This window comes from Flavobacterium luteolum, from assembly GCF_027111275.1.
GTDB lineage: Bacteria > Bacteroidota > Bacteroidia > Flavobacteriales > Flavobacteriaceae > Flavobacterium > Flavobacterium luteolum.
In genome coordinates this window covers 3,625,741-3,649,348 of record NZ_CP114286.1, presented here as the reverse complement: position 1 = coordinate 3,649,348, position 23,608 = coordinate 3,625,741, and the positions used below count along the sequence as shown (strand labels likewise).

Sequence of the window (23,608 nt, the reverse complement as noted above, 5' to 3'; positions counted from 1 at the left end):
GTAATGTTGCATTTCAAATTTTTCTTTTCTCCACATGCATTATTATTTTAATATATTTAGATAACAAATTATAACATTATAGAAATCAATCAAGCCCCAAAAATCAAATGAAACCTACAATTCTACTATCAACACTATTACTATTATTAGCAAGCAATTCATTCAGCCAAACCCTAGCCGATTTAAAACTAAAACCAAAAGAAATTCCAAAAGGCGGTTATATGGTAAGCGACGGTAATATTTGCATTACGCCACAAGCCTGCACTTTTTATAACGATATTGAAACCTACGCCAATATGGTTGGAACTTTGAAAAATAAAGCGATTCAGAGTTTTAAAAGTAAAGCAGATCGTGGTTCTATTATGTATTTTGAGTTTGACCACGTTTTTAAAGGCGATCGTTTCCTGCAAGGTTTATTGTGGGGAAAAGCTGGCGAACCAACAGATGAACATCCGGAAGAATATGTTGTAAAAGGAAAATTTCTTATCATTTGGAGTTTGAAGGCAGATAGTCCGCTAAAAGAAAAATCGGAAACCAAAATAGAAACGCTTTTGCCATAAAACCTTAATCAGAGCTATTTTGCATTTTTTAAACATTCGAAATAAATTAAACATGAAAAAATTACTTTTTATTTTTATATCTCTTTTAGCGATAAGCTGCAGCAATGACGATAAAACTACTGAAACCGATAAGACTTCTATAAATCTTGTAACAGGAGTTGATTTTAGACAAACTACAGACGATATGGGATTAAAACTAGGTAACCCAAATACTTTTGTAAAAAACAAATTTTTAATTTTCCCTAATCCTGCACGTAACAACAACAATCTTTACATTTCTGCTCAAGAAAACATTACAGCAATATGGTTAGTTCCTGCAACTCCCGAAAAAAATTATCAAAGTGTTGATTTCAGCACTATTTTAAACAGCAGCTTGTATAGCGAACAATCTATTATATCAAGTTCTAAACTTTCTTTAAACGAATTGTCTACAAGTAATCCTAAACTTGATATAAAAACCCTTACTACAGGATATTATAAAATTTTCGTTAAAATTGGAGGTGTTATTTATTGGGATAATTTATATGTATACACTGACGCAGAAGATAATGAAGAGCATTTTAACACAGTAAAGAATTTTTGGAAATAGGTCTAAAATTATCTTAACGACATTTTAAGACATTAAATAGTATCTTCGTATCTAAAAAATTATCATATTAAATAATACAAAATGAAACCACAAGTACGAATCCTAATTTATTCTATTCTTTTCTTTTTATACCTTACTTCTACGCATTTTTTTCTTGAATTAAATGAGAAATTTAAAGGTGATGGTTTTGTAACTTTAGGAATTGGCTTTGGTATTCTGAATCTTATTTATGCTTTCACAGCGCTAAAATGGAAACCTCTGCTTAATGTACTTTGCGCTGTTGGAATCGCGGCTTTGGCTATGTTTTTGGCCTTACAGTTTACCAATTTGCATCTGCTCGTAAATTACGATCCGTATCAGGTTAAAACTGCCATTTTTGCCAATGCTGTTTTCTCAATTATCTTTTGGGAAATTGTATATCAGGTGAAGATTAGAAAATCTAAATAATTTTTTGAAATTTTACTAAAAAAAGAAAAAGCAAAAATGAAATTAAAAGCTAGAATCTTCATCTATTTGATAATGCTTATAGTGTATTTTTTTGCTGCTCCCTTTTTATTTGAACTTTCCGATAGATTAAATATTGATTTTTTTATTACTGTAAGTTTTGGATATATATTCTTAAATATTATTTATGCTTGTTTTGTTTTGAAATGGAGCTTATTATTAAATATTATTTGTTCGTTCCTAATTGCATTTTTAAGTGTATTTTTAGCTATAAAAGCAGGAGAAATGCTTTTGTTTAAAACATTCACTGAGAATGTCCAAACTGCCATTTTTGCTAATGTTGTTTTCTCAATTATCTTTTGGGAAATTGTATATCAGGTAAAGATTTGGAAAAAATGAAAAATCTAATTCTAGCTCATGTTCTAGTTTGCATTTTTATATTTACAATGCTAGCGGTGACTAATCCTTTTTTGGTTTTTTTATTCTTCTTTATGACCTTGATGATATATATCTACTCAGGATTTATTACTATAATAAAGGACAATAAAAAAATAAAATACTGTATTCTTGGCTTAATTGGCATAATCTTTTTTATTGCTTCTCTTATTATTAGTCCAAATCAGCTTCCAAATAAGAACATAGAATCAAGTTATGTCTGGACTGGTATGCAATTATATTTATTTCCTTTTGAATGGCCCCTTTTTACAATATTTCCTAACTTTTTAAAATACCCTTCTTTTATAGAAAGAACTGGATTCTATTTAATCGAAATTATTATAATTGGAATATTGCCTCTCTTAGGAGCACTTTTAAGGGAAAAATTTCAACCTTCAAAAATTTGAGAGTTATTTCAAAAACAAATAATTCATTCATTTTCAATACTTAAATTGAAAAACAAGTTTAAAAAACTCTTTAAATACAATAGAAAACCTAATATTTTCGTAAGTAATTTTTTATATTAGCATTTTAAAATTTATCTAAGCCTAATATGAAAATTAGAACTCTACTCCTTTTATCTGTACTTACCATTTCTTGTAAAAAAGAAACAAAAACAGAAGTCAAAACTGCTCAAATCACCGCAAAAGATTCTCTCAAAGCCGTTAAAAAAGAAGAGCCAAAAACAGAAAAAGCAGATACAATTGTGTTATCTACAAAACATAAAACCAACAAAATCTTATGTGATCTTGACGGAGATAATTTAGATGAAACTGTAGAAATCTTTAGAAGCACAAAAAATGATAAAAGCGGTCTAAAAATAACTTTTGGAAACGGAAAAAGAACTGATTATTTAGGCTTTGGAAATGATATTTTAGGACAAGGTTTTGACGAAATTGATTGGGCTGGAATATTTGAAAAAGCACCCAAAAATGAGGTTTATTTTGAAAATGTAAATGAAGACGGAGAAATCATTGGCGAAGAACAAGTTGCAGAAGAAGACAAAATAAAACTTCCAAACGACGGAATCTTTATTCACGCCGAAGAAAGTTGCGGTGGCGGGGTTATTTATCTTAAAAATGGAAAATACGAATGGATTCAGCAGGAATAAATTAATCGTAATTTAACTTCTAAACTATTTGAATATGAAAAGTACAACCGAAATTGCCAATCGTTTTAGAGAAGTCATTTTAAATGGAACTTGGATTGCAAACACCAATTTTAAAAATCAGCTAGAAAATCTGGATTGGAAAATTGCAGTTAGTCCAATAAAGAACTTAAATACAATTGCAGTTCTGGCTCAGCATATTCATTATTATATAAAAGGAATAAATCAGGTTTTTAAGGGTGGAACTTTGGATATAAAAGACAAATTTAGTTTTGATTTTCCGCCAATTCATTCGCAAGAACAATGGAATAGTTTTCTACATCAATTTTGGAATGACGCCGAAGAGTTTGCTTCTTTCGTCGAAAAATTGTCCGACGAAAACCTCGATGAAGTTTTTGTAGATGCCAAATACGGAACTTACAAAAGAAACATTGAAGCCATGATTGAACATAGCTATTATCATTTAGGGCAGATTGTTTTGATTAAAAAACAGCTTAACAACTTAACATAAATTTCCTTTTCAAATCATTAAAAGTCATTAAATTAGAATTCAACTTTAAAATTTTAAAAATGAAGAAATTAATTGCAGCTTTCGTCTTTTTAATCGGTTTATCTGTTTCCGCTCAAACTTCTAAAGAACTAATCGGGAAATGGCAATTGGTAAAATGGACCAAAAACGGAAAAGAAAAAAGCATTGAAAAACGTTTTAAAACAGATCAGGTTTTTCAGGTTTTTAAAGAAAATGGCGATTTTGAAAGTGTTATTGGAGAAGAATCACACAAAGCAAAATGGAAACTATCTAAAAACAATTCTCAATTGACAATTATTTCTGTTATACTTCCAGTTGTGTTTACTATAAACTCTTTTGACAGTCAAAAAAGGGTCATAACAAATCCTGAAGTGGGTACTTTTGAATATAAAAAGGTCTCAGAATAAATTAGTTTTATTTTACATTTCTTCTGAAAAACAAAAGTTCTAATCTAGCCCCGATGGAAGCGGTATCTCCCGATTTAGAAAAACAAGGCTATTTCAGCCGTAGTTTTTATAAATCGGGAATTTAGCGGACAGCGGGACTAAAAGTTCTTATGAAAATAGCTTTTTCTGCTCCTTAAATAAATTAGAAAAAGGCATAGTTGTTGAAAGTTAAATAAAATATATTTGCAACTTCAAAAAACACACTATGCAAAAAATTACTTTTCTAGTTTCTATATTGTTTTTAGCCCTTTCTTCTTGTGGGGTAAAAACAACACAATCAATGCTTAGCGATGGAAATTACGACGGCGCAATTGATCGTGCGGTTGAAGCACTTCGTACCAAAAAAGATTCTAAAGGAAAACAAGATTATGTTTATCTGCTTGAAGAAGCTTTTGCAAAAGCCAAAGATCGCGATTTGCGTAATTTGGAAATGCTGAATAAAGAAAATAATCCTGCAAACGCTGAACGTATCTACAATACTTATGTACAGCTGAATAATCGTCAAGAAAAAATTAGACCAATTTTGCCTCTGCCTTTATTGAAGCTGGGAAGAAATGCAAATTTTCCGTTTGATAATTATTCGAATGAGATTGTAAACAGTAAAAATGCGCTTTCGAAGTATTTATATGAAAATGCTTCGACACTTTTAAAATCAAACAACAAATTGGATTTCAGAAAAGCATACGACGATTTTGCGTATTTGGAAAGCATTAATCCTGGCTACAAAAACACCAAAAAACTGATGGACGACGCTCAGTTTAAAGGAACTGATTTTGTGGATGTTTATACCAAAAACGAAACCGAAATGGTGATTCCGAAAATGCTTCAAGAGGATTTACTAGATTTTAAAACCTACGGTTTAAACGACAAATGGACGGTTTACCATAGCGTAAGACAAAAAAATGTAACGTACGATTATAGTCTGATTTTGAGTTTCAGGCAAATTGCAATTTCGCCAGAACAAATCAAAGAGAAAGAATTTGTTAAGGAAAGACAAGTTAAAGATGGTGTAAAAACACTTTTGGACAGTCGTGGAAGACCTGTAAAAGATAGTTTAGGAAAAGAAATTAAAGTGGATAATTATAAAACACTTCGCGCAACAGTTTATGAATTCAGACAATTTAAGTCTTGTCTGGTAACGGCAAAAGTCGATTATATCGATTTAAAAAGCAATCAGCTGGTGCAGACTTTCCCGATAAGCAGCGAGTATGTTTTCGAAAATATTTATTCCACTTACAAAGGAAACAGAGGCGCTTGCGATGATAACTATCTTGGGTATTTTGACAAACGAGCTGTTGCGTTTCCAAACAACGAACAGATGGTTTATGATACAGGTGAAGATCTGAAAGCCAAGCTGAAAGACATCATTGTAAAAAATAAATTTAGACGGTAATTATATAACATGATTATAAAGAAAAAGGCGCATTTTTGATGTGCCTTTTTTTTGCTTTAAACTTTTTCATTAAAAAAAATGTCTTTTTGAATTGCGCAACCAAAAAGTTGCATATATTTGCAACTGATTAGTTGCGAATAAATATTCAAAAAAATGAAAAGAGATATTTTTCAAGCTATTGCAGATCCGACGAGAAGAGCAATATTAGTTTTGATTTCTTCAACTGCATTAACCCCAAATGCTATTGCAGAGCAGTTTCAAACTACAAGACAAGCGGTTTCTAAACACATTAAAATACTGAATGAATGTGATTTATTGGAAGAAAAGAAATTGGGCAGAGAAATTTATTATCAGCTCAAAATTGAAAAAATGAAAGAAGTTGATGAATGGCTAGAGCAATTTAAAGCAATTTGGGAACAGCGTTTTAGTCAATTGGATCAAGTATTACTTAACTTAAAATCTAAAGAAAATGAAGACTGATTTATTAATGAATTTTTCTGTAGACAAGGAAAATAAAACGGTGAATGTAAAACGCGAATTTGATGCGCCATTGTCAAACGTTTGGTCTGCTTGGACAGAAGCCGAAATTCTAGATTTGTGGTGGGCACCAGCTCCGTTTAAATCTAAAACCAAAAACATGGAGTTTAAAGAAGGTGGAAAAAGATTGTATGCCATGGTTGGGCCTGATGGTAAAGAAAGCTGGAGTTATTTTGTGTATTCTTCGATTTCTCCTAAAACAAACTTTAAACACTCTGCTACTTTTTCTGATGCAGAAGGAAATCCGAATTCTGAATTTGGAAGCTCATATTGGGATATCACTTTTTCTGAACAAGGCAATTCGACAATTGTTGATATCACAATTAGACGTGACAGTTTTGAAGAACTGCAAAAAATAATTGAAATGGGCTTTAGAGAAGGATTTACTTCTGCAATGCAAGGCTTGGACAAAATCTTAGCCGAAAAATAAAATCTGCTGATCTTAATTAACTATTAACGAATTTAAAATCTAAAGAAAATGAAATCAAATCTTTTAATGAATTTTACTGTAGATAAAGAAAATAAAACTGTAAATGTAAAACGGGAATTTAACGCCTCTTTATCTCAAGTTTGGTCTGCATGGACAGAAGCTTCTATATTGGATTTATGGTGGGCTCCGGCTCCGTGGAAATCTGAAACGAAAAGCATGGAATTTAAAGAAGGTGGAAGAAGATTGTACGCCATGGTTGGACCAGAGGGTGAAAAACATTGGGCAATTGCTGATTACACTTCGATAAACCCGAAGACAAATGTAAAATGGCTAGATGCTTTTAGCGACAGCGAAGGAAACTTAAACAAAGAGTTTCCACGTTCTGACTGGGATGTGACTTTCTCCGAAAAAGACAATGCTACTTTTGTTGATATTGTAATTAAACATGAAAAACTTTCTGACTTGGAAATGATTATCCAAATGGGTTTCAAAGAAGGTTTTACTATTGCAATGGAAGGTTTGGATGCTATTTTTGCAGAAAAAAAATAAATTTTAAATACTTAATACCATTTGTTAAATCCTGCATTTTTGCAGGATTTTTTTGTATTTTCGATTCGAAAATTAATTTTATGATCTAAAAAACTAAAAAAATGATGAAATTCTTTACTTTCCTGTTTTTGTTCATTTCAGTTACCATTTTTTCTCAAAACAGATACGAGCTTTCTGACGAAGGGCAGGACAAACTCTACCTTTCAGATTCTATTACAAATCTTGCCAAAGCTGGAAAAATTACAGATCATCCGATTGTCGTAGTTGATGGAATTCCGCATCGCTTTGAAGATTTAGAAAAAGAAAGACTTGTGCTTTCTAAAATTGAAATCAAAAAAATTATTGCTCTTGAAAAACAAGCTGGAATCAGCATCTATGGTAATTACGGTGAAGCTGGCGTTTTAATTGTTACCACAAATAGAAGCAGTTATTACAAGCCTGAACAAGAAGTAAAACAAGAATCTTTACCACAAAATTTTAAAAATTAATGACCAAATTTATTGCCCTAGCTTTTCTACTCTTTTCTTCGAATTTTATATTCTCTCAAAAGAACAAAGCTAAAACCCTAGAAACTTCAAAACCTTTTGTATTAGGCGTTATTGATGAAATTCAATCTAAAGAATTAAATGAAAAAAGAATTCTGAACATTTATCTTCCTGAAGGTTATAATCCTGCCGAAGCGACAAAATACCCTGTAATTTATTTATTAGACGGTTCAGCAGATGAAGATTTTATTCATATTTCTGGATTAGTGCAGTTTAATAGTTTTGAATGGATCAATCAGGTTCCAAAATCAATTGTTGTCGGAATTGCAACTGTGGACAGAAGACGCGATTTTACTTTTCCTACTACTGTTGAAAATGATAAAACTCGATTTCCTACAACTGGGCATTCTGATCAATTTATTGCTTTTATCGAAAAGGAATTACAGCCTTTTATTGAGAAAAAATACAAGACAAACGATTCTAAAACTATTATTGGTCAATCTCTTGGTGGATTATTAGGAACTGAAATCCTGCTTAAAAAACCAACTCTTTTTAATAAATACGTTATTGCAAGTCCGAGCTTATGGTGGAACAACGGCTCATTGCTAGATTTGGATTCTGAAATGCTGAAAGAAAATTTTAAACAGCCAACCGAAATTTATATTGCTGTTGGCAAAGAAGGATTAGCTCCAACAGCGATTCCGCATGTTATGGAAGTCGACGCTAATTTACTGGCAGAAAAACTAAAAGGATCTAAAAGTAAAAATGTAAAAACGTACTTCGATTATTTCCCAGAAGAAAACCACGGGTCAATTCTACATATAGCTGTTTCTAATTCGTTTAAATTCTTTTATCCTCAAACTAAAGAATAGATATATATATTTATTTAATTTTAACCTGATCTACAATCATTTAATATGTTTAAAAAATTACTTCCTTTCGAAGAATTATGGTATCACTCTTCATTATCAAAAGAAGATCTTTTTTTACATCTCCAAAATGAAATTGAACCTGAAAAATCTTTTGGTTTTGGGATGAATAGACACAACTATTCTAAACCATATATTGGAAGAATATTTAATGAAAGATTTGAAATCAAAAGAGCTATCAATTATAGAAATTCATTTCTACCAACAATCAAAGGAGAAGTTCACAATGCCATAAGCGGATCTAAAATAAAGATTAAAATGACTATTCCAGAATTTGCAAAAGTCTTCATGATTCTTTGGTTAGGCATCGTTTCTATTGCTTGTATAGGAGTATCTATTAATTTAATTATTAATGGTATCGATTCTGAAACGGAACCTGCAGTATTAATTCCTTTTGTAATGTTAATAATTGGAGCTGCAATGGTTTCTGCAGGCTTCAAAACTGAAAGCAAAAAAAGTAAGAAAGATTTAGAAGAAATTCTACAAGCAAAAATGATTGAAAACTAAAAAGAGTCCTGATTATTAATTATAATCAGGACTTAACTAAACTTATCCCAACCAGCCTTCTCTATCCAAACTTCTATATTGAATCGCTTCGGCAATATGTGAAGAAACAATATTTGGAGCATCATCCAAATCTGCAATGGTTCTCGAAACTTTCAAAATTCGATCGTAAGCTCTCGCAGATAGATTTAATCTTTCCATCGCTGTTTTTAGCAATTCTTTTGAAGGTTCGTCTAAAACGCAAAACTCCCGAATTAGTTTACTGCTCATTTGTGCATTATAATGAACATTCTCAACCATTTCAAATCGTTTGGTCTGAATTTCTCGTGCTGCCGTTACTCGTTTGCGAATTTCTACACTGCTTTCTGCTTTTCGTTCGTCTGATAATTTATCAAACGGAACTGGAGTAACTTCTATATGAATATCAATTCTATCTAATAAAGGTCCAGAAATTTTACTCATATAACGCTGCATTTCGTGTGGCGAAGAAGTATTTGGCATACTTGGATCATTAAAAAAACCGCTCGGACTTGGGTTCATACTCGCCACTAGCATAAAAGACGACGGATAGGTTATGGTAAATTTGGCACGCGAAATTGTTACTTCACGATCTTCTAAAGGCTGACGCATGACTTCTAAAACATCTCTTTTGAATTCTGGCAATTCATCCAAAAATAAAACACCATTATGCGCCATCGAAATTTCTCCTGGCTGCGGATAACTCCCTCCTCCTACCAAAGCGACATTAGAAATCGTATGATGCGGACTCCTAAAAGGCCTCTGATTCATTAATCCGACTTCCTTTAATTTCCCTGCAACGCTATGAATTTTGGTAGTTTCTAAAGCTTCCCGCAAAGTCATGGGTGGTAAAATACTCGGAACACGTTTGGCCAGCATTGTTTTTCCTGCTCCCGGCGGGCCAATCAAAATAATATTATGTCCGCCCGCTGCCGCAATTTCCATACAGCGTTTAATACTTTCTTGTCCGCGAACATCTGAAAAATCATGTTCAGGGAAATCGAGCGTTTTATAAAATTCCGCTCTTGTATCGATAACTGTGGGTTCAAGCGTGCCTTTACCAGCAAAAAAATCAATGATTTCTTTTAGATTTTCGACTCCATACACATCTAAACCTGTTACAATAGCCGCTTCTTTTACGTTTTGAATCGGGAGAAAAAATCCTTTATAACCTTCTTCTTTTGCTTTTATAGCAATTGGCAACGCTCCACGAATGGGTTGTAAACTTCCGTCTAAAGAAAGTTCTCCCATAATAATATAGCGTTCAATTTCTGGCGCTTTTATCTGATCTGAACCGACTAAAATTCCCATTGCCAATGTCAAATCATATGAAGATCCTTCTTTTCGAAGATCGGCAGGCGCCATGTTTACTGTAATTTTCTTTCCCGGAAAGCTAAATCCGTTATTCTTCAAAGCAGCGGCAATTCTAAAACTGCTTTCTTTTATAGCATTATCTGGAAGTCCAACTAAATGATAACCAATCCCTTTGTCCATATGAACCTCAACTGTAATTGTTGTGGCCTCAACTCCAAATACGGCACTTCCGTAAACTTTTACTAGCATAATTATCTATTCATTAATTGTTTTTAAAACTAACGAAAAAATAATTAATTGTAAATATTTTATTACAAATAATTTAATTCTAAAAAGGCAACTGAATTTGATTTTTAATCAACTCCACAATTCTACTCAAATCCAAACAATTCTGATGCGACCAAAGTTTACTTTCAATCTCGTTGTTTAGAATACAATTTTGACATTCGATAATTTCATGTGAATATCCTTTTCCTAAAGTTGGTAAAGTAAAAGTGGCTTCTTTTTCTTCATTTATAAATAAAGAATAACCATCAGCAACATACCACGGAGCATTTAATTCTATTCGTCCTTTTATCCCCGAAATAATGGCTTTCATATCAGACTCAGAAACTATAGAAGCGTGCAAAACAGATTGTGCCGTTTCGTATTGCAAAATCATAGAAGTCTGCAGATCAATATCGTTTTTATGTTTGATTGCTTTTGCCGCAATCTCATTTGGTTTTCCTAATAGTAGATAAGACAGAAATAAAGGATAAACACCAATATCAAATAGTGCTCCTCCTCCTAATTCTTTATCAAAAAGTCTTTTGTTTTCTGTTTCACTTCCGTGAAAGGCAAAATCGGCTTTTATATAATTTATGTCTCCTATTATTCCGTTATTAATTTTTTGTAAAACATCTTGAACAGAAGGAATAAATCTAGTCCAGAATGCTTCCATAAAAAATCTATTATGTTTTTTAGAAGCTTCTATTATTCTCTGAGCATCTTTATAAGACAGAGACATTGGTTTTTCGCAAAGAACATTCTTGCCATTTTCTAATGCTTTTATAGATAGTTCAACGTGCGAATTATGAGGAGTTGCAATGTAAACAATCTCAACTTCTGAATCTTCAAAAAGCAAATCATAAGAATTGTACATTCTTAAAGCATTAAATTTTCCACCAAATTCCTCAGCTTTAGTAAAATCTCTTGAAGCAACTGCCGTTAACTCAGCATTTTCAATCAATAACAAATCTGATGCAAACTGACTTGCAATATTTCCGAGCCCTATTATTCCCCACTTAATACTTCTATTTTCCATTCTTATATTATAATCATCAAAATTGTTAAAAAGATTAAAAAATATCCTTTACAACCTGCATGAGGCATTTTTTAAACAACAAATATCTATTATCCTACAAAAAATAGCAATCAATTACCCTAAAAATTATTAAAAATGGTGGTAAGTGAAAAAAAAATGTTGCTGAATTGTAAATTTTAAGTTTGTTTTAAGAAATTCACGCAAAATCATAGGGGTTAAATTTTAAATTTAACAAAAATTAAACATCAAACCCTATTTTTTTAGGGGGTATTAAATCATTTTATACTTTTATAAAAAATTTTAAAACTAAATAACTATGCGAAAAATTATTTTAAGTGTGATTCTTATCACGATTTTGGTACTAAGCTTTATTTCAAACTTTATCATTGCAGACAACCCAATTCCTGCAGAAGCAGTAAAGTTTGATACAGGAGATACTGCCTGGATGATCGTTGCAACAGCTTTTGTATTGTTAATGACACCTGGATTAGGATTTTTCTATGGAGGTATGGTCGGTAAGAAGAACGTAATTAGTACTATGCTTCAAAGTTTTATGGCAATGGTAATTGTTACAATACTATGGACTGTTGTAGCTTTTGGATTGGCTTTTGGACCAACAATAGGAGGAATTATCGGAAATCCATCTGAGAATTTATTCTTTGCAGGAGTTGGAACCAATACCGCATGGAGCCTTGCACCAACAATTCCATTTATTTTATTCGCATTGTTTCAGGCAAAATTCGCCATCATTACTCCTGCATTAATTACAGGTGCTTTTGCAGAACGTATTCGTTTCTGGGCTTATTTGTTATTCATGGTTTTATTCATACTATTAATATACGCTCCGCTTGCTCACATGACATGGCATCCTGATGGGTATTTCTTCAAAATGGGAGTTCTTGACTTCGCTGGAGGAACTGTAGTTCACATGAGCGCTGGATGGGCTGCTTTGGCTGGAGCAATCTTCTTAGGAAAAAGAAAAGTTCAAAAAGTAAATCCTGCTAGAATTACTTACGTTTTATTAGGAACTGGTTTACTTTGGTTCGGATGGTTTGGTTTCAACGCTGGATCTGCTTTAGGAGCAAATGGTCTTGCTGCTCAAGCTTTAGGGACAACTACTGTTGCCGCTGCCGCTGCTGCAATGGCTTGGGTTTTCCTTGATAAAATCTTAGGACACAAATTATCTGCACTTGGAGCTTGTATTGGAGCTGTTGTAGGTCTTGTTGCTATTACTCCTGCTGCTGGTTTCGTAAGTATTCCTCACGCAATCTTTATTGGTTTATTCTCTGCAATTGTAAGTAACATTGTAGTGAGCAAATTTCCTAAAGGAAAAATCGATGATGCGCTTGATGTATTTGCTTGTCACGGTGTTGGCGGTATGGTAGGTATGCTTTTAACTGGTGTTTTTGCATCAAAAGCAATCAACCCAGCTGTTGGAGATAATCAAGGTTTAATCTTCGGAACTTCAACTTTATTCATCAACCAATTGACTGCTTTAGTTGCGGTTTCAATCTTTGCTTTTATAGGTTCTTATGCATTATTCTTTATCGTAAATAAAATTACTCCTCTAAGAGTTACAGAAGAAAAAGAAGAACTTGGATTAGACATCTCTCAACACGGAGAATTCTTGTAATAAATTAATTTTCACTTTCGCTTGATAAATAAAAAAGCACTCTAAATTTGACTTAGAGTGCTTTTTGCTTTGAATTAAATCCCCTTTATATTTTAGATTTTAGAATGTAGATTTTAGATTTCTGAATCATCCTCTCGCTTCTATTATCTTGCTTCTATTATCTTTTCTCTTAATTACTTAAAATTCGAAATCCCTTCTTTCAGCCACTGCAGATATTCTTCTGTACTCACATAACTAATTGTTGGCTTTGTGCTATTCAAATTATTTCCTTCTAAATCTGTAATCACATACAAAGGCTGTGTATTGGTTTTATATTTAGAAATCATAAAATCTGTCCATTTATCTCCAACCGTAATGATTTTGTCTCCTGATGCTGTTGTAAATTGTTTCTCTTTTGGCAATTCACGTTTATCATCAACGTAAAGAGAAATTAAAACTACATCATTTTTAAGAATTGGTAAAACAGATGGATCTGACCAAACATTGTTCTCCATTTTTCTGCAATTTACACAAGCATAACCTGTAAAATCAAGCATAATGGGCTTTTTGATTTCTTTTGCGTAAGCTAAACCATCTTCGTAATCGTGGAAAACCATAATTCCGTGCGGACCTAATTCAGCTCCTTCTGGAAGTCCTTTAATTGATTCAGAAGAAACTGTTCCGTTTCCTGAACCTCCTACTCCAAACGGACTTTCGCTGTATTGCGGAGGCGGCGGGAATGCACTAATTAATTTTAAAGGCGCTCCCCAAAGTCCAGGAATTAAATACATCGTAAACACAAATGTCAATAATCCTAAATACAATCTTCCAACAGAAATATGATTTGTCGGACTATCGTGAGGCAAAGTAATTTTTCCGAACAAATACAACGTCATTGCTCCGAAAATAGCAATCCAGATTGCGATAAATACTTCTCTTTCTAAGAAATGCAATTGTAAAACCAAATCAGCATTTGATAAGAATTTGAATGCTAAAGCTAGTTCTAAAAATCCTAAAACCACTTTTACAGTATTTAGCCATCCTCCAGATTTTGGCAAAGAATTTAACCACCCTGGGAACATTGCAAATAACATAAACGGAAGCGCTAATGCTAAAGAGAATCCTAACATTCCAACAATTGGGGCAATTCCTCCATTTGAAGCCGCTTCAACCAATAAAGTTCCAACAATTGGTCCTGTACAAGAAAATGATACAATTGCCAAAGCCAAAGCCATAAACAATATTCCGATTAAACCGCCTTTATCTGCCTGCTGATCGGCTTTATTAGCCCATGAATTTGGAAGCATAATTTCGAAAGCTCCCAAAAATGAAGTTGCAAAAATGACCAAAATCACAAAGAAAATCAGATTAAACCAAACATCTGTTGACAAGGCATTTAGAGCATCTGCACCGAATATTTTAGTTACAATAAGACCTAAAATCACATAAATTGCAATGATCGAAAATCCGTAAATAATCGCATTTCTAATTCCTTTTGCACGGCTTTTACTTTGCTTAGTAAAGAAACTTACTGTCATCGGAATCATTGGAAAAACGCAAGGCGTTAACAATGCCGCAAAACCTGATAAAAAGGCAATAAAAAATATTGACCACAAACTTCTTGAAGGCGCTGATGCAGGAATTTCTTCTTTTGCAGTTTCAGCCGTTTTCTCTACTTTTGGCTGTACAGCTTCTTCTTTTTTAACGGTATCAACCGCCAAACCAACAACTTTTGTTTCATCTAATTTTGCCTCTGCTACAACTGGACCTTCATCCATTTTAAAAGTTGAAGGAACTGCAATCGAGAATTTTTTATTTGAATTAATACAAACCTCTTTACAAACCTGAAAATCAAACTCTACATCTACCGTTTTTAAATTTGGGTTTATGATTTTTATCTCTTGTTCGATATGTGCTTTGCCTTCAAAAAAAGTTTCGTCTACACCAAAAACATCGTTAAAAGCTGTTCTTGTTTTGCCTTCTTTGGCTTTTCCAACTAACTCGTAATTTCCTTTTTGGTTTTTAAACGAAATTTCCAATGCAAGTGGCCCGCCATCTGGCGTAAACTGAGAATACATGTGCCAGTCTTTTTCGATCGTTCCATCAAAAATCAAAATAACTTTATCTCCTTTTTTCTCCATTTTAGAAGTCCATTTTACTGGTTCTAATATTTGAGCGTTACTTGCTAATGCAAAAAAGAAAAAGAGTAAAAAAACGTTGATTTTATTCCAGATACTTTTCGAAGTTATCGACTGATGGGCTTGAGTAAAGTTCATTATTGTAATTCTATTTTAAGTATTTTATTTGTGGCTTTTTCTATTTTAAAACGTTCGTCCTGTCTCATTCCGACTACCCAGACAATTTGATTGTCAGAACATAAAATCCATGTTTTTTCCTTTTCGATCAAGGATAGCTTTTCATCTTTAAAAAGTTTGCTAACTTTTTTTGACTTTCCTCGCATCCCAAAAGGCTGAAAAACATCTCCCTCTTTCCATTTACGTAATATCAAAGGGTAGTGGATTTTATCGGAATCGACAAATATAACTTTATTTGAACCGAATGTTGTGTGACCTACGTTACAAAGACTCATTTTTAAGGGAAAATTAACTTCTGTATCGTTTTCACTAATTTCATATTCGTCTTTTTCTGATGTTTCAGAAAGCGGACTCAAAATCAATATTTCTCTATTTTTCAACAACCTAAACTCTTCTGAAAATACCTGTTTCCCAGATTGGCTTTCAACCAAATCATAAATATCATTCCATGCCGAAAAACCAAATTCTTTCAGCCATTGATACAAATATGATTTATAATTAGGAAGTTTTTTTAGCTGATCTAAATCGAAATGAATATCATCACCAACTTCTTTTGCTACTTGCTGATAAACAATGATCGATGCATCTTCGACCATTTCTTTTGATTCTTGAAGAAAGGATTGTGTTTTCTGAAAAGCATCCAAAAAATTCGGATTGATTTCTTTTAAAACAGGAACTAAATTATGGCGAATTTTATTTCGTAAATATTTAGTCGATGCATTACTGCTGTCTTCTCGCCATTCGATATTGTTTTCCTCTGCATATTTCAAGATTTCTTCTCTCGAAAAAGGAAGCAACGGACGGATTATTTTATCGTTTTGTTCTGGAATTCCTGTTAATCCTTCTAATCCCGTTCCGCGAGTTAAATTGATTATGAAAGTTTCCAAATTGTCATCAGCGTGATGCGCAGTTAGAATATAATCGAAGTTTTCTTCTTCTAATAATTCATAAAACCAGCTGTATCGAAGTTCTCTTGCTGCAACTTGCGTAGATAATTTATAATCTTTAGCAAAAGCTTCTGTATCAAAATGAGTGGTGAAAATTGGAATATTATTTTGATCACAATACTTCTGAATAAATTCCTGATCCCCGAAACTTTCTAATCCGCGAAGCTGAAAATTGCAATGCAAAACTGCAATTTCATACGGCAGTTGATTCATTAAATGCAGCAAAACCATACTGTCTAATCCACCGCTTACAGCCAGAAAAAGCTTTTTTTCGGCTAAAAAGGAAAATCTTGAAACGATATGATTTTGAAATTTTAAAAACATCTGATAAAAGTAAAAAATTAAATTCGATCTATTTTTAAACGAAATGTTAAGCGTTGTTTTTTTTCTGCCACCAATTACACAAATTTGCTGGAATTATTTTTTTTGCCTCTCCCGATAGCTATCGGGATAAAAAGATTTACACAGATTTTTTTTAATCATTTTAATCCTTTAATCTGTGGCTATTTTTTAAGCGAATTGAATAAAAAATTAGTGGAAATTAGTGTAATTGGTGGCAAACAAAAATTACTGCAAAACTTCGTGCATTGCCTTTGCCTTTAGCAAACATTCTTCATATTCTTTTTCTGGAACTGAAAGCGATGTTATGGCACTTCCAACCGAGAAAGAAACATATTTATTTTCCTGATTGTATAAAATACTTCTGATTACGACATTAAAATCAAAATCCCCTTCAGGAGTAAAATAACCAACCGCACCGCTGTATAATCCTCTTTTGGTTTCTTCTATTCTTTCGACAATTTCCATTACTGAAATCTTTGGAGCTCCTGTCATGCTCCCCATTGGAAAAGTTGTTTTCAAAACATCTACAACCGAAAATTTTGAATCTAATTTTGAAGTGATTGTAGAAATCATCTGATGCACTTGCAAAAACGAATAAATACCACAGAGTTCTTCAACCTCAACCGAGCCTTTTTGTGACGTATGTGACAAATCATTTCGTACTAAATCGGTTATCATAATGTTTTCTGCTCGTTCTTTAGCATCAGAAGCTAAAATATTTTTTGATTTTTCATCCTCAATCGGATCTGCAAAACGCTTAGAAGTTCCTTTAATTGGTTGCGAAATAATCTTATCTCCCACTTTTTTCAGATAACGTTCTGGTGAAGCAGAAAGCAAATATTGCTTGTAATTTTTAAAGAAAACCGAAAAAGGGGCTTGTGAAATCTCATTCAATTTCTGAAACTTTTCTAACGGATTTATAACAGCATTCTCGGCATAAAATTCCATACAGAAATTTGCTTCGTACATATCCCCAATATGAATATGATGAAGCATTTTATTTACTTTTTCAACATATAATTCTTTCGAAATACGTTGCTTCACTTCGACTCCGCTCAGTGTGACAAATGTTTCAGTTTGATTTTCGACTATGTCATTAAAATCTTCTTCAACCTCATCATCACAAAGCATTAAATATTGAATTTCAAGTTCATTTCCCTTTAGAATAAAAACCTTCTTAGGCTGAAAGAAAAACAAATCGGGAAAGTCCAAACCATCAAAATTATTCGATTGAAGGTTTTCAATATCATTCTTCAAATCATAAGAAAGATATCCAAAAAGCCAGTCTTTTGTGTTTTGCTGATATTGTTTTAAATCTTCAAAAGCATTAAAATAATCTGTTTTTAAAGAGGTAAAAGCATCTACTGCCAATATGCAGTCAAAGCTAGAATACTGCTGCGGATAAGAATTACTGTCTAAAAAAACGACTTCGCGAAATTGCTGCGCCCAACTTAAAAGCTGTTCTTTAAACAGTTTCGGATTGGCAATATTTTTACGGATTGAAACTCTCAAAAATGGTAATTTTAAAGGTCAAAATTACGACAAAATTCTTTCATTAGCAGAAAACAAAAAAATAATCCAACGTTTTGAATTGCATTACAAAACTGTTAAAAACAGATACTTTTTATAAGAAAAAATTCGTTATATTTGATATACATTTAGATTAATCCTAAAAGAGCATTAATTTGATTGTAAAATTCTTAAAAAAGAACCTCAAAAAAAATAATTTGAGATTCTCGTTTGAGCCTTAGATTGCATCTTTTCCAATAACTTAATTATATTTTTTAACCCTTAAAAAATCCTAAGTATTATGAAAATTGCCACAATTATTGTCCGCGTTTTAATCGGTCTTTTGCTGCTTTTCGCCTCTATCAGTTATTTTTTCCATCTTATGCCTGAGCCAGAAACTACAGGAGACTTTAAAGCCTTTAATGTTGGTTTAATGGCTTCTACGTATTTAATGCCTTTAGCAAAATCTATCGAATTGCTTTGTGGAATTGCATTTGTAACTGGGCGTTATGTAACTTTAGCAAACATCTTGATCTTACCGATTACGGTAAATATTTTGTTTATCAATTATTTCCTTGCGCCAGATGGCCTGCCTATTGCGGCTCTTCTTTTTCTAGGAAATTTATTCTTGATCTACAGATACTGGGATAATTACAAAAGTGTTTTTACTGCCTAAACATTTTTTAACTCAAAATAAAAAGTCCGTCAGATGTAACACTGACGGACTTTTTATTTTTTAATTTGTCTTATCATGTTTTACCCAAACTAAATCGGTTACTTTATACCCAATTTCTTGAGCCTTGATAAGAAAATCTGCTTTTATACTTTCCGGAATTGTTTTTTCTCTAGAAAGTATCCACATGTATTTTAAACTTTCTCCAGCTACAAGTGCATATTTGTAATCAGAATCGATTGCTACGACATTGTAACCAGAATAAAAAGGACCAAAAAATGAGACTTTCAGCATACCAATATTGTCCTTTTTGACAAATCTAGCTTTCCCGACACTTTGTTCCCATTTGTCTTTTTTGACATTATAGCCCTTATTATCGACTTTTATAGTTTTATCTTCGTTCAAAGAATACTCGGCAGTTACATTATTCAAATCTCTTTCCCATTTGTAATCTAATCTGGCAATTTCGTACCATTTTCCAAGATATTTTGCGCTGTCAAAGTTTGTTACAGCTTTTGCTTTATTTGGAATTCCTCCTCCACATGAGTACAACGCGATTCCGATTCCTGCTCCAATCAAAACTGGAACTACATATTTAGTTTTCATAATACTATCTTTTTAATTATCATAAAGATAGCACCAGAACTACACATCTAATTTACAAAATTATTTTTGATTATTATATTATATAACGCTTAAAAATATTGCATAAAAAAACCGTCTCGTTTTTTAACGAGACGGTTTTAAATATGATTCAACGTAAAAATTATACGTGTAAAGCTCTATTTTCAGTTGCCGCCAAAGCTGCTTCTTTTACCGCTTCCGCGAAAGTTGGGTGCGCGTGGCTCATTCTAGAAATATCTTCAGCAGAAGCTTTGAATTCCATTGCAGTAACCGCTTCAGCAATTAAATCTGCTGTACGGGCACCAATCATGTGAACTCCTAAAACCTCATCTGTTTTTTCGTCAGCTAAGATTTTTACGAATCCATCTAAGTCAGCACTTGCTCTTGCACGTCCTAAAGCTTTGAATGGGAAACTTCCAGATTTGTATTTTACTCCTGCCGCTTTCAATTGCTCTTCAGTTTGTCCAACTGCTGCAACTTCTGGCCAAGTATAAACTACACCAGGAATTAAGTTATAATCGATATGTGGTTTTTGACCTGCTAAGATTTCAGCAACCATTACTCCTTCTTCCTCTGCTTTATGTGCTAACATTGCTCCACGAACAACGTCACCGATTGCATAGATATTTGGAACATTAGTTTGTAAATGATCGTTTACTTCAACTTGTCCTCTGTCTGAAATTTTCACTCCAGCTTTGTCAGCATTTAATCCGTCTGTGTAAGGACGACGACCAACAGAAACTAATGAATAATCTCCTTCAAGAGTAATTGTTTCTCCTTTTGCATTTTCAGCTTGAACTACAACTGCGTCGCCGTTTCTTTCTACTGATTTTACTTTGTGAGAAACGTAGAATTTCATTCCTTGTTTTTTCAACACTTTAGTCAATTCTTTAGAAAGAGCTCCGTCCATTCCAGGAATGATTCTGTCCATGAATTCAACTACAGAAACCTGAGCCCCTAAACGAAGGTAAACTTGTCCAAGCTCAATTCCGATAACTCCACCACCAATAATTACTAAGTGTTTTGGAACTTCTTTTAAAGCTAAAGCTTCAGTAGAAGTGATGATTCTTTCTTTATCAATTTTGATGAATGGTAAAGAAGATGGTTTTGATCCTGTAGCGATTACAGTATATTTTGCTTCGATAGTTTCAGACGTTCCGTCAGCTTTTGCAATAGCAATGTGCGTTGCATCTACGAAAGAACCTAAACCATTGAAAACAGCAATTTTATTTTTATCCATTAGGTAGTTGATTCCACCTACTGTTTGATCTACAACAGCTTGTTTGCGTGCGATCATTTTCTCTAAATTGATTTTTACATCTCCTGAAACTTCAATTCCGTGATCTGCAAAATGAGCAATTTCAGCATAATGATGAGAAGAAGATAATAATGCTTTTGAAGGAATACAACCTACATTAAGGCAAGTTCCACCTAATGAATTATATTTTTCTACAATTGCCGTTTTGAAACCTAATTGTGCGCAACGAATTGCTGATACATATCCTCCAGGACCTGAACCTATAATGACTACGTCAAATGAACTCATAGTAATTTGTTTTTATTTTAGCGGTTACAAAATTAAGCAATAAAGTTCTGTTTGAGGTTTAATTTTCAATGTTTTTTGTGTGAAATTTTGGAGGAAGATTTTACCGCAAAGGGCGCGAAGAATTACGCAAAGGTCGCTAAGTTTTTTGTTTTTTTAATCTCGCAAAGACCCAGAGGCGCAAAGTTTTTTTTTAAGGCAAAGATTACCACGTACTATTTGTCATTTCGACTGAAAGGAGAAATGACAAATAGTACGTTAGACGCACTGCTGTGCATCTCTACAGAAAAAACCTTTGAACCTTTGTAACTCTGAACCTTTGTACCTCCTTAAAAAGAAATCACCGTAGAATTCTTCACTTCACTAATCATAAACATACTTTGTGTGCTTCCAATATGTTGTAATGAAGTCAGTTTTGTTACTAAAAATTCCCTGTACGCCTCCATATCTTTTACTAAAACTTTCAGAATATAATCGTAATCGCCGCTTACGTGATGGCACTCCAAAACTTCGTTTAACTTGATGACTTCGCTTTCAAATTTGGTTAGGAATTCTTTGGTATGCTGGATCAATTTTAAATGGCAGAAAACCACAAATCCTTTCTCAATTTTGGATTTATCGACTAAGGCAACATAGTTTTTAATTATGCCTTCACGCTCTAATTTTTTAATTCTTTCATATACTGCTGTAACAGAAAGATCCAGTTTTAAGGATAATTCTTTGGTTGTTTTTTTACTGTCAGTTTGAAGTAAAACCAAGAGTTTTTTATCTGTAGCGTCTAAAGTCATTTTTAGTTGATGGTTTTTGGTTGATGGTTGATAGTTTATCACAAAAGAAAGAAAATCTATTCAACTGTGTTTTTAAAATCAAATTTAGATTAAAAATCATAAAAAATACATTTTTATAGTTTTATAATCTAATTATTCATTTCATAGTTGATTAATTTTCTTATTAGATCTTATTTTGACAAGAATTTCTTTTTGAAAACGAGTGCCCTAGCCCTGATAGAAGTGGAAATCCTTTTGTGCCGGGGTTCGGCACAAAAGATTGAAACGGATAGCAGGAAATAGCTCCTAATAATTTTGTTTCAGGTTTCAAGTTTCAGGTTGTTGGAACTTAAAACCTGAAACTTGACCCGAGGCTGAAAGCCGAATGGGCGAAGCAAACAAAACAAAAAAAAAAAACTAATATGAAAAACTTCAATCCAGCAGATAAAATTCAGGATTTGCAATATTTTGGCGAATTTGGCGGTGTAAATCCGTCGATTTCTGATTCTTCGACTTATACTTTTCTTTCGGCTAAAACCATGTTTGATACTTTTGAAGGTAATATGGAAGGCTGTTATTTATATTCTCGCCATTCTTCACCAAGTAATTTATATTTAGATCAGGCTTTAGCGGCGATGGAAGGAACAGAAACCGCAAACGTTTCGGCTTCTGGAATGGGCGCAATCACTCCTACTCTTTTACAATTGTGCGGTGCGGGCGACCATATTGTTTCGAGCAGAACTATTTATGGCGGAACTTATGCTTTCCTAAAAAACTTTACTCCAAGATTTGGTATCGAAACAAGCTTCGTTGACATCACAAAATTGGACGTTGTTGAAGCTGCAATTACTTCTAAAACTAAAGTTTTGTATTGCGAAACGGTTAGCAATCCTCTTTTGGAGGTTGCAAATATTGCAGGCTTGGCAGAAATTGCGAAAAAACATAATTTGAAATTGGTTGTAGATAATACATTTTCACCTTTATCTGTTTCTCCTGCAAAGTTGGGTGCTGATATCGTAATTCATAGTTTAACAAAATACATTAACGGAAGCAGTGATACAGTTGGCGGTGTAACTTGTGCTTCAAAGGAATTTATTAATTCATTGAAAAATGTAAACTCTGGCGCAAGTATGCTTTTAGGTCCAACAATGGATAGTTTGCGTTCGGCAAGTGTGATGAAAAACTTGAGAACACTTCATATCCGTATTAAACAGCACAGTCATAATGCGCATTATTTGGCTGATCAATTTGAAAAAGACGGTTTAAAAACGGTTTACCCAGGTTTAAAAAGTCATCCAAGTCACGAATTGTATAAAACGATGATTAATCCTGAATATGGTTTTGGGGGAATGTTGACGATTGATGTTGGAACTTTAGAAAAAGCCAATGAATTGATGGAATTAATGCAGGAAAGAAATCTTGGTTATCTGGCTGTAAGTTTAGGTTTTTATAAAACGTTATTCAGCGCTCCGGGAACCTCAACTTCGAGCGAAATTCCGTTAGAAGAACAGAAAGAGATGGGATTGACAGATGGTTTGATTCGTTTTTCTATTGGTTTGGATAATGATATTGACCGTACTTACGAAATGATGAAACAATGTATGGTTGAACTTGGAATTTTGAATGCTGGAAAGATTCACAAAGAAGTTTTCACAGAGATTCGCTAAGCTTTTCTCTCGCAGATTTGGCTGATTATGCAGATT

Annotated in this window: 25 protein-coding genes; 17 read left to right on the top strand and 8 right to left on the bottom strand. The window is 33.1% G+C overall.

All coding sequences use genetic code 11. The features are described from left to right. Window positions 1–107 precede the first annotated feature (107 nt). The 14 genes from OZP10_RS15530 (at window position 108) to OZP10_RS15465 (ending at window position 8,941) form a co-directional block, all read left to right on the top strand. Window positions 108–560 carry a hypothetical protein gene (locus OZP10_RS15530; RefSeq protein ID WP_281631695.1) on the top strand — a complete coding sequence of 151 codons (453 nt, stop codon included), beginning with the start codon at window positions 108–110 and terminating at the stop codon, window positions 558–560. A gap of 52 nt (window positions 561–612) precedes the next feature. Then, a complete protein-coding gene (locus OZP10_RS15525) occupies window positions 613–1,149 on the top strand; it encodes a hypothetical protein (RefSeq protein WP_281631694.1) in 537 nt (178 codons plus the stop codon). A gap of 81 nt (window positions 1,150–1,230) precedes the next feature. After that, window positions 1,231–1,596 carry a hypothetical protein gene (locus OZP10_RS15520; protein WP_281631693.1) on the top strand — a complete coding sequence of 122 codons (366 nt, stop codon included), beginning with the start codon at window positions 1,231–1,233 and terminating at the stop codon, window positions 1,594–1,596. Window positions 1,597–1,632: 36 nt separating this feature from the next. Continuing rightward, on the top strand, window positions 1,633–1,992 hold the full coding sequence (locus tag OZP10_RS15515) for a hypothetical protein (protein WP_281631692.1): 360 nt from the start codon (window positions 1,633–1,635) through the stop codon (window positions 1,990–1,992). 589 nt (window positions 1,993–2,581) lie between these two features. Continuing rightward, window positions 2,582–3,139 (top strand): hypothetical protein, encoded by a 558-nt coding sequence (locus OZP10_RS15510; RefSeq protein WP_281631691.1) that lies wholly within the window; start codon window positions 2,582–2,584, stop codon window positions 3,137–3,139. A 34-nt stretch (window positions 3,140–3,173) separates the two neighbouring features. Further along, a complete protein-coding gene (locus OZP10_RS15505) occupies window positions 3,174–3,647 on the top strand; it encodes a DUF1572 family protein (protein WP_281631690.1) in 474 nt (157 codons plus the stop codon). A 59-nt stretch (window positions 3,648–3,706) separates the two neighbouring features. Next, window positions 3,707–4,072: a hypothetical protein gene (locus tag OZP10_RS15500; RefSeq protein WP_281631689.1), complete on the top strand. Its 366-nt coding sequence runs from the start codon at window positions 3,707–3,709 to the stop codon at window positions 4,070–4,072. A 244-nt stretch (window positions 4,073–4,316) separates the two neighbouring features. Next, window positions 4,317–5,504, top strand: coding sequence for a hypothetical protein (locus tag OZP10_RS15495; protein ID WP_281631688.1), 1,188 nt, complete (start codon window positions 4,317–4,319; stop codon window positions 5,502–5,504). Window positions 5,505–5,657: 153 nt separating this feature from the next. Next, the gene (locus OZP10_RS15490) at window positions 5,658–5,984 is read left to right on the top strand and encodes an ArsR/SmtB family transcription factor (protein WP_281631687.1); all 327 of its coding nucleotides are present in this window, start codon (window positions 5,658–5,660) and stop codon (window positions 5,982–5,984) included. Then, window positions 5,974–6,471, top strand: a complete 498-nt coding sequence (locus OZP10_RS15485; protein WP_281631686.1) for an SRPBCC family protein — start codon at window positions 5,974–5,976, stop codon at window positions 6,469–6,471. Before OZP10_RS15490 ends, OZP10_RS15485 begins: the two co-directional genes overlap by 11 nt. 48 nt (window positions 6,472–6,519) lie before the next feature. Beyond that, on the top strand, window positions 6,520–7,020 hold the full coding sequence (locus tag OZP10_RS15480; protein WP_281631685.1) for an SRPBCC family protein: 501 nt from the start codon (window positions 6,520–6,522) through the stop codon (window positions 7,018–7,020). 101 nt (window positions 7,021–7,121) lie between these two features. Then, entirely contained in the window at window positions 7,122–7,508 is a 387-nt protein-coding gene (locus OZP10_RS15475; protein WP_281631684.1) for a hypothetical protein, read from the top strand. Further along, window positions 7,508–8,377 (top strand): alpha/beta hydrolase, encoded by an 870-nt coding sequence (locus OZP10_RS15470; RefSeq protein WP_281631683.1) that lies wholly within the window; start codon window positions 7,508–7,510, stop codon window positions 8,375–8,377. Before OZP10_RS15475 ends, OZP10_RS15470 begins: the two co-directional genes overlap by 1 nt. A 45-nt stretch (window positions 8,378–8,422) precedes the next feature. Next, window positions 8,423–8,941, top strand: coding sequence for a hypothetical protein (locus OZP10_RS15465; protein ID WP_281631682.1), 519 nt, complete (start codon window positions 8,423–8,425; stop codon window positions 8,939–8,941). A 42-nt stretch (window positions 8,942–8,983) separates the two neighbouring features. On the opposite strand, the gene OZP10_RS15460 is transcribed toward OZP10_RS15465, so the two are convergent. Next, window positions 8,984–10,519: a YifB family Mg chelatase-like AAA ATPase gene (locus tag OZP10_RS15460; RefSeq protein WP_281631681.1), complete on the bottom strand. Its 1,536-nt coding sequence runs from the start codon at window positions 10,517–10,519 to the stop codon at window positions 8,984–8,986. Window positions 10,520–10,598: 79 nt separating this feature from the next. After that, window positions 10,599–11,573, bottom strand: a complete 975-nt coding sequence (locus OZP10_RS15455; protein ID WP_281631680.1) for a Gfo/Idh/MocA family protein — start codon at window positions 11,571–11,573, stop codon at window positions 10,599–10,601. 316 nt (window positions 11,574–11,889) lie between these two features. On the opposite strand from OZP10_RS15455, the gene OZP10_RS15450 reads away from it, so the two are divergent. Further along, window positions 11,890–13,206, top strand: a complete 1,317-nt coding sequence (locus OZP10_RS15450) for an ammonium transporter (protein WP_281631679.1) — start codon at window positions 11,890–11,892, stop codon at window positions 13,204–13,206. Window positions 13,207–13,379: 173 nt separating this feature from the next. Here the strand turns inward: OZP10_RS15450 and OZP10_RS15445 are convergent, their stop codons facing one another. The 3 genes from OZP10_RS15445 to OZP10_RS15435 all read right to left on the bottom strand — a co-directional run bounded on the left by OZP10_RS15445 (window position 13,380) and on the right by OZP10_RS15435 (window position 18,301). Beyond that, window positions 13,380–15,461, bottom strand: coding sequence for a protein-disulfide reductase DsbD family protein (locus OZP10_RS15445; RefSeq protein ID WP_281631678.1), 2,082 nt, complete (start codon window positions 15,459–15,461; stop codon window positions 13,380–13,382). Then, window positions 15,461–16,771, bottom strand: a complete 1,311-nt coding sequence (gene tilS / locus OZP10_RS15440; protein WP_281631677.1) for a tRNA lysidine(34) synthetase TilS — start codon at window positions 16,769–16,771, stop codon at window positions 15,461–15,463. Before tilS ends, OZP10_RS15445 begins: the two co-directional genes overlap by 1 nt. Window positions 16,772–17,014: 243 nt before the next feature. Further along, complete coding sequence (locus OZP10_RS15435) at window positions 17,015–18,301, bottom strand: anthranilate synthase component I family protein (protein ID WP_281631676.1); 1,287 nt, start codon at window positions 18,299–18,301, stop codon at window positions 17,015–17,017. A gap of 298 nt (window positions 18,302–18,599) precedes the next feature. Between OZP10_RS15435 and OZP10_RS15430 the strand changes: the two genes are divergently transcribed. Further along, a complete protein-coding gene (locus OZP10_RS15430) occupies window positions 18,600–18,974 on the top strand; it encodes a DoxX family membrane protein (protein ID WP_281631675.1) in 375 nt (124 codons plus the stop codon). 60 nt (window positions 18,975–19,034) lie between these two features. On the opposite strand, the gene OZP10_RS15425 is transcribed toward OZP10_RS15430, so the two are convergent. The 3 genes from OZP10_RS15425 to OZP10_RS15415 form a co-directional block, all read right to left on the bottom strand. Beyond that, window positions 19,035–19,577, bottom strand: a complete 543-nt coding sequence (locus tag OZP10_RS15425) for a lipocalin family protein (protein ID WP_281631674.1) — start codon at window positions 19,575–19,577, stop codon at window positions 19,035–19,037. 160 nt (window positions 19,578–19,737) lie between these two features. Continuing rightward, window positions 19,738–21,141: a dihydrolipoyl dehydrogenase gene (gene lpdA, locus OZP10_RS15420; RefSeq protein ID WP_281631673.1), complete on the bottom strand. Its 1,404-nt coding sequence runs from the start codon at window positions 21,139–21,141 to the stop codon at window positions 19,738–19,740. 326 nt (window positions 21,142–21,467) lie between these two features. Then, window positions 21,468–21,926: an Lrp/AsnC family transcriptional regulator gene (locus OZP10_RS15415; RefSeq protein WP_012024199.1), complete on the bottom strand. Its 459-nt coding sequence runs from the start codon at window positions 21,924–21,926 to the stop codon at window positions 21,468–21,470. A 401-nt stretch (window positions 21,927–22,327) separates the two neighbouring features. On the opposite strand from OZP10_RS15415, the gene OZP10_RS15410 reads away from it, so the two are divergent. After that, on the top strand, window positions 22,328–23,572 hold the full coding sequence (locus OZP10_RS15410; protein WP_281631672.1) for an aminotransferase class I/II-fold pyridoxal phosphate-dependent enzyme: 1,245 nt from the start codon (window positions 22,328–22,330) through the stop codon (window positions 23,570–23,572). Window positions 23,573–23,608 lie beyond the last annotated feature (36 nt).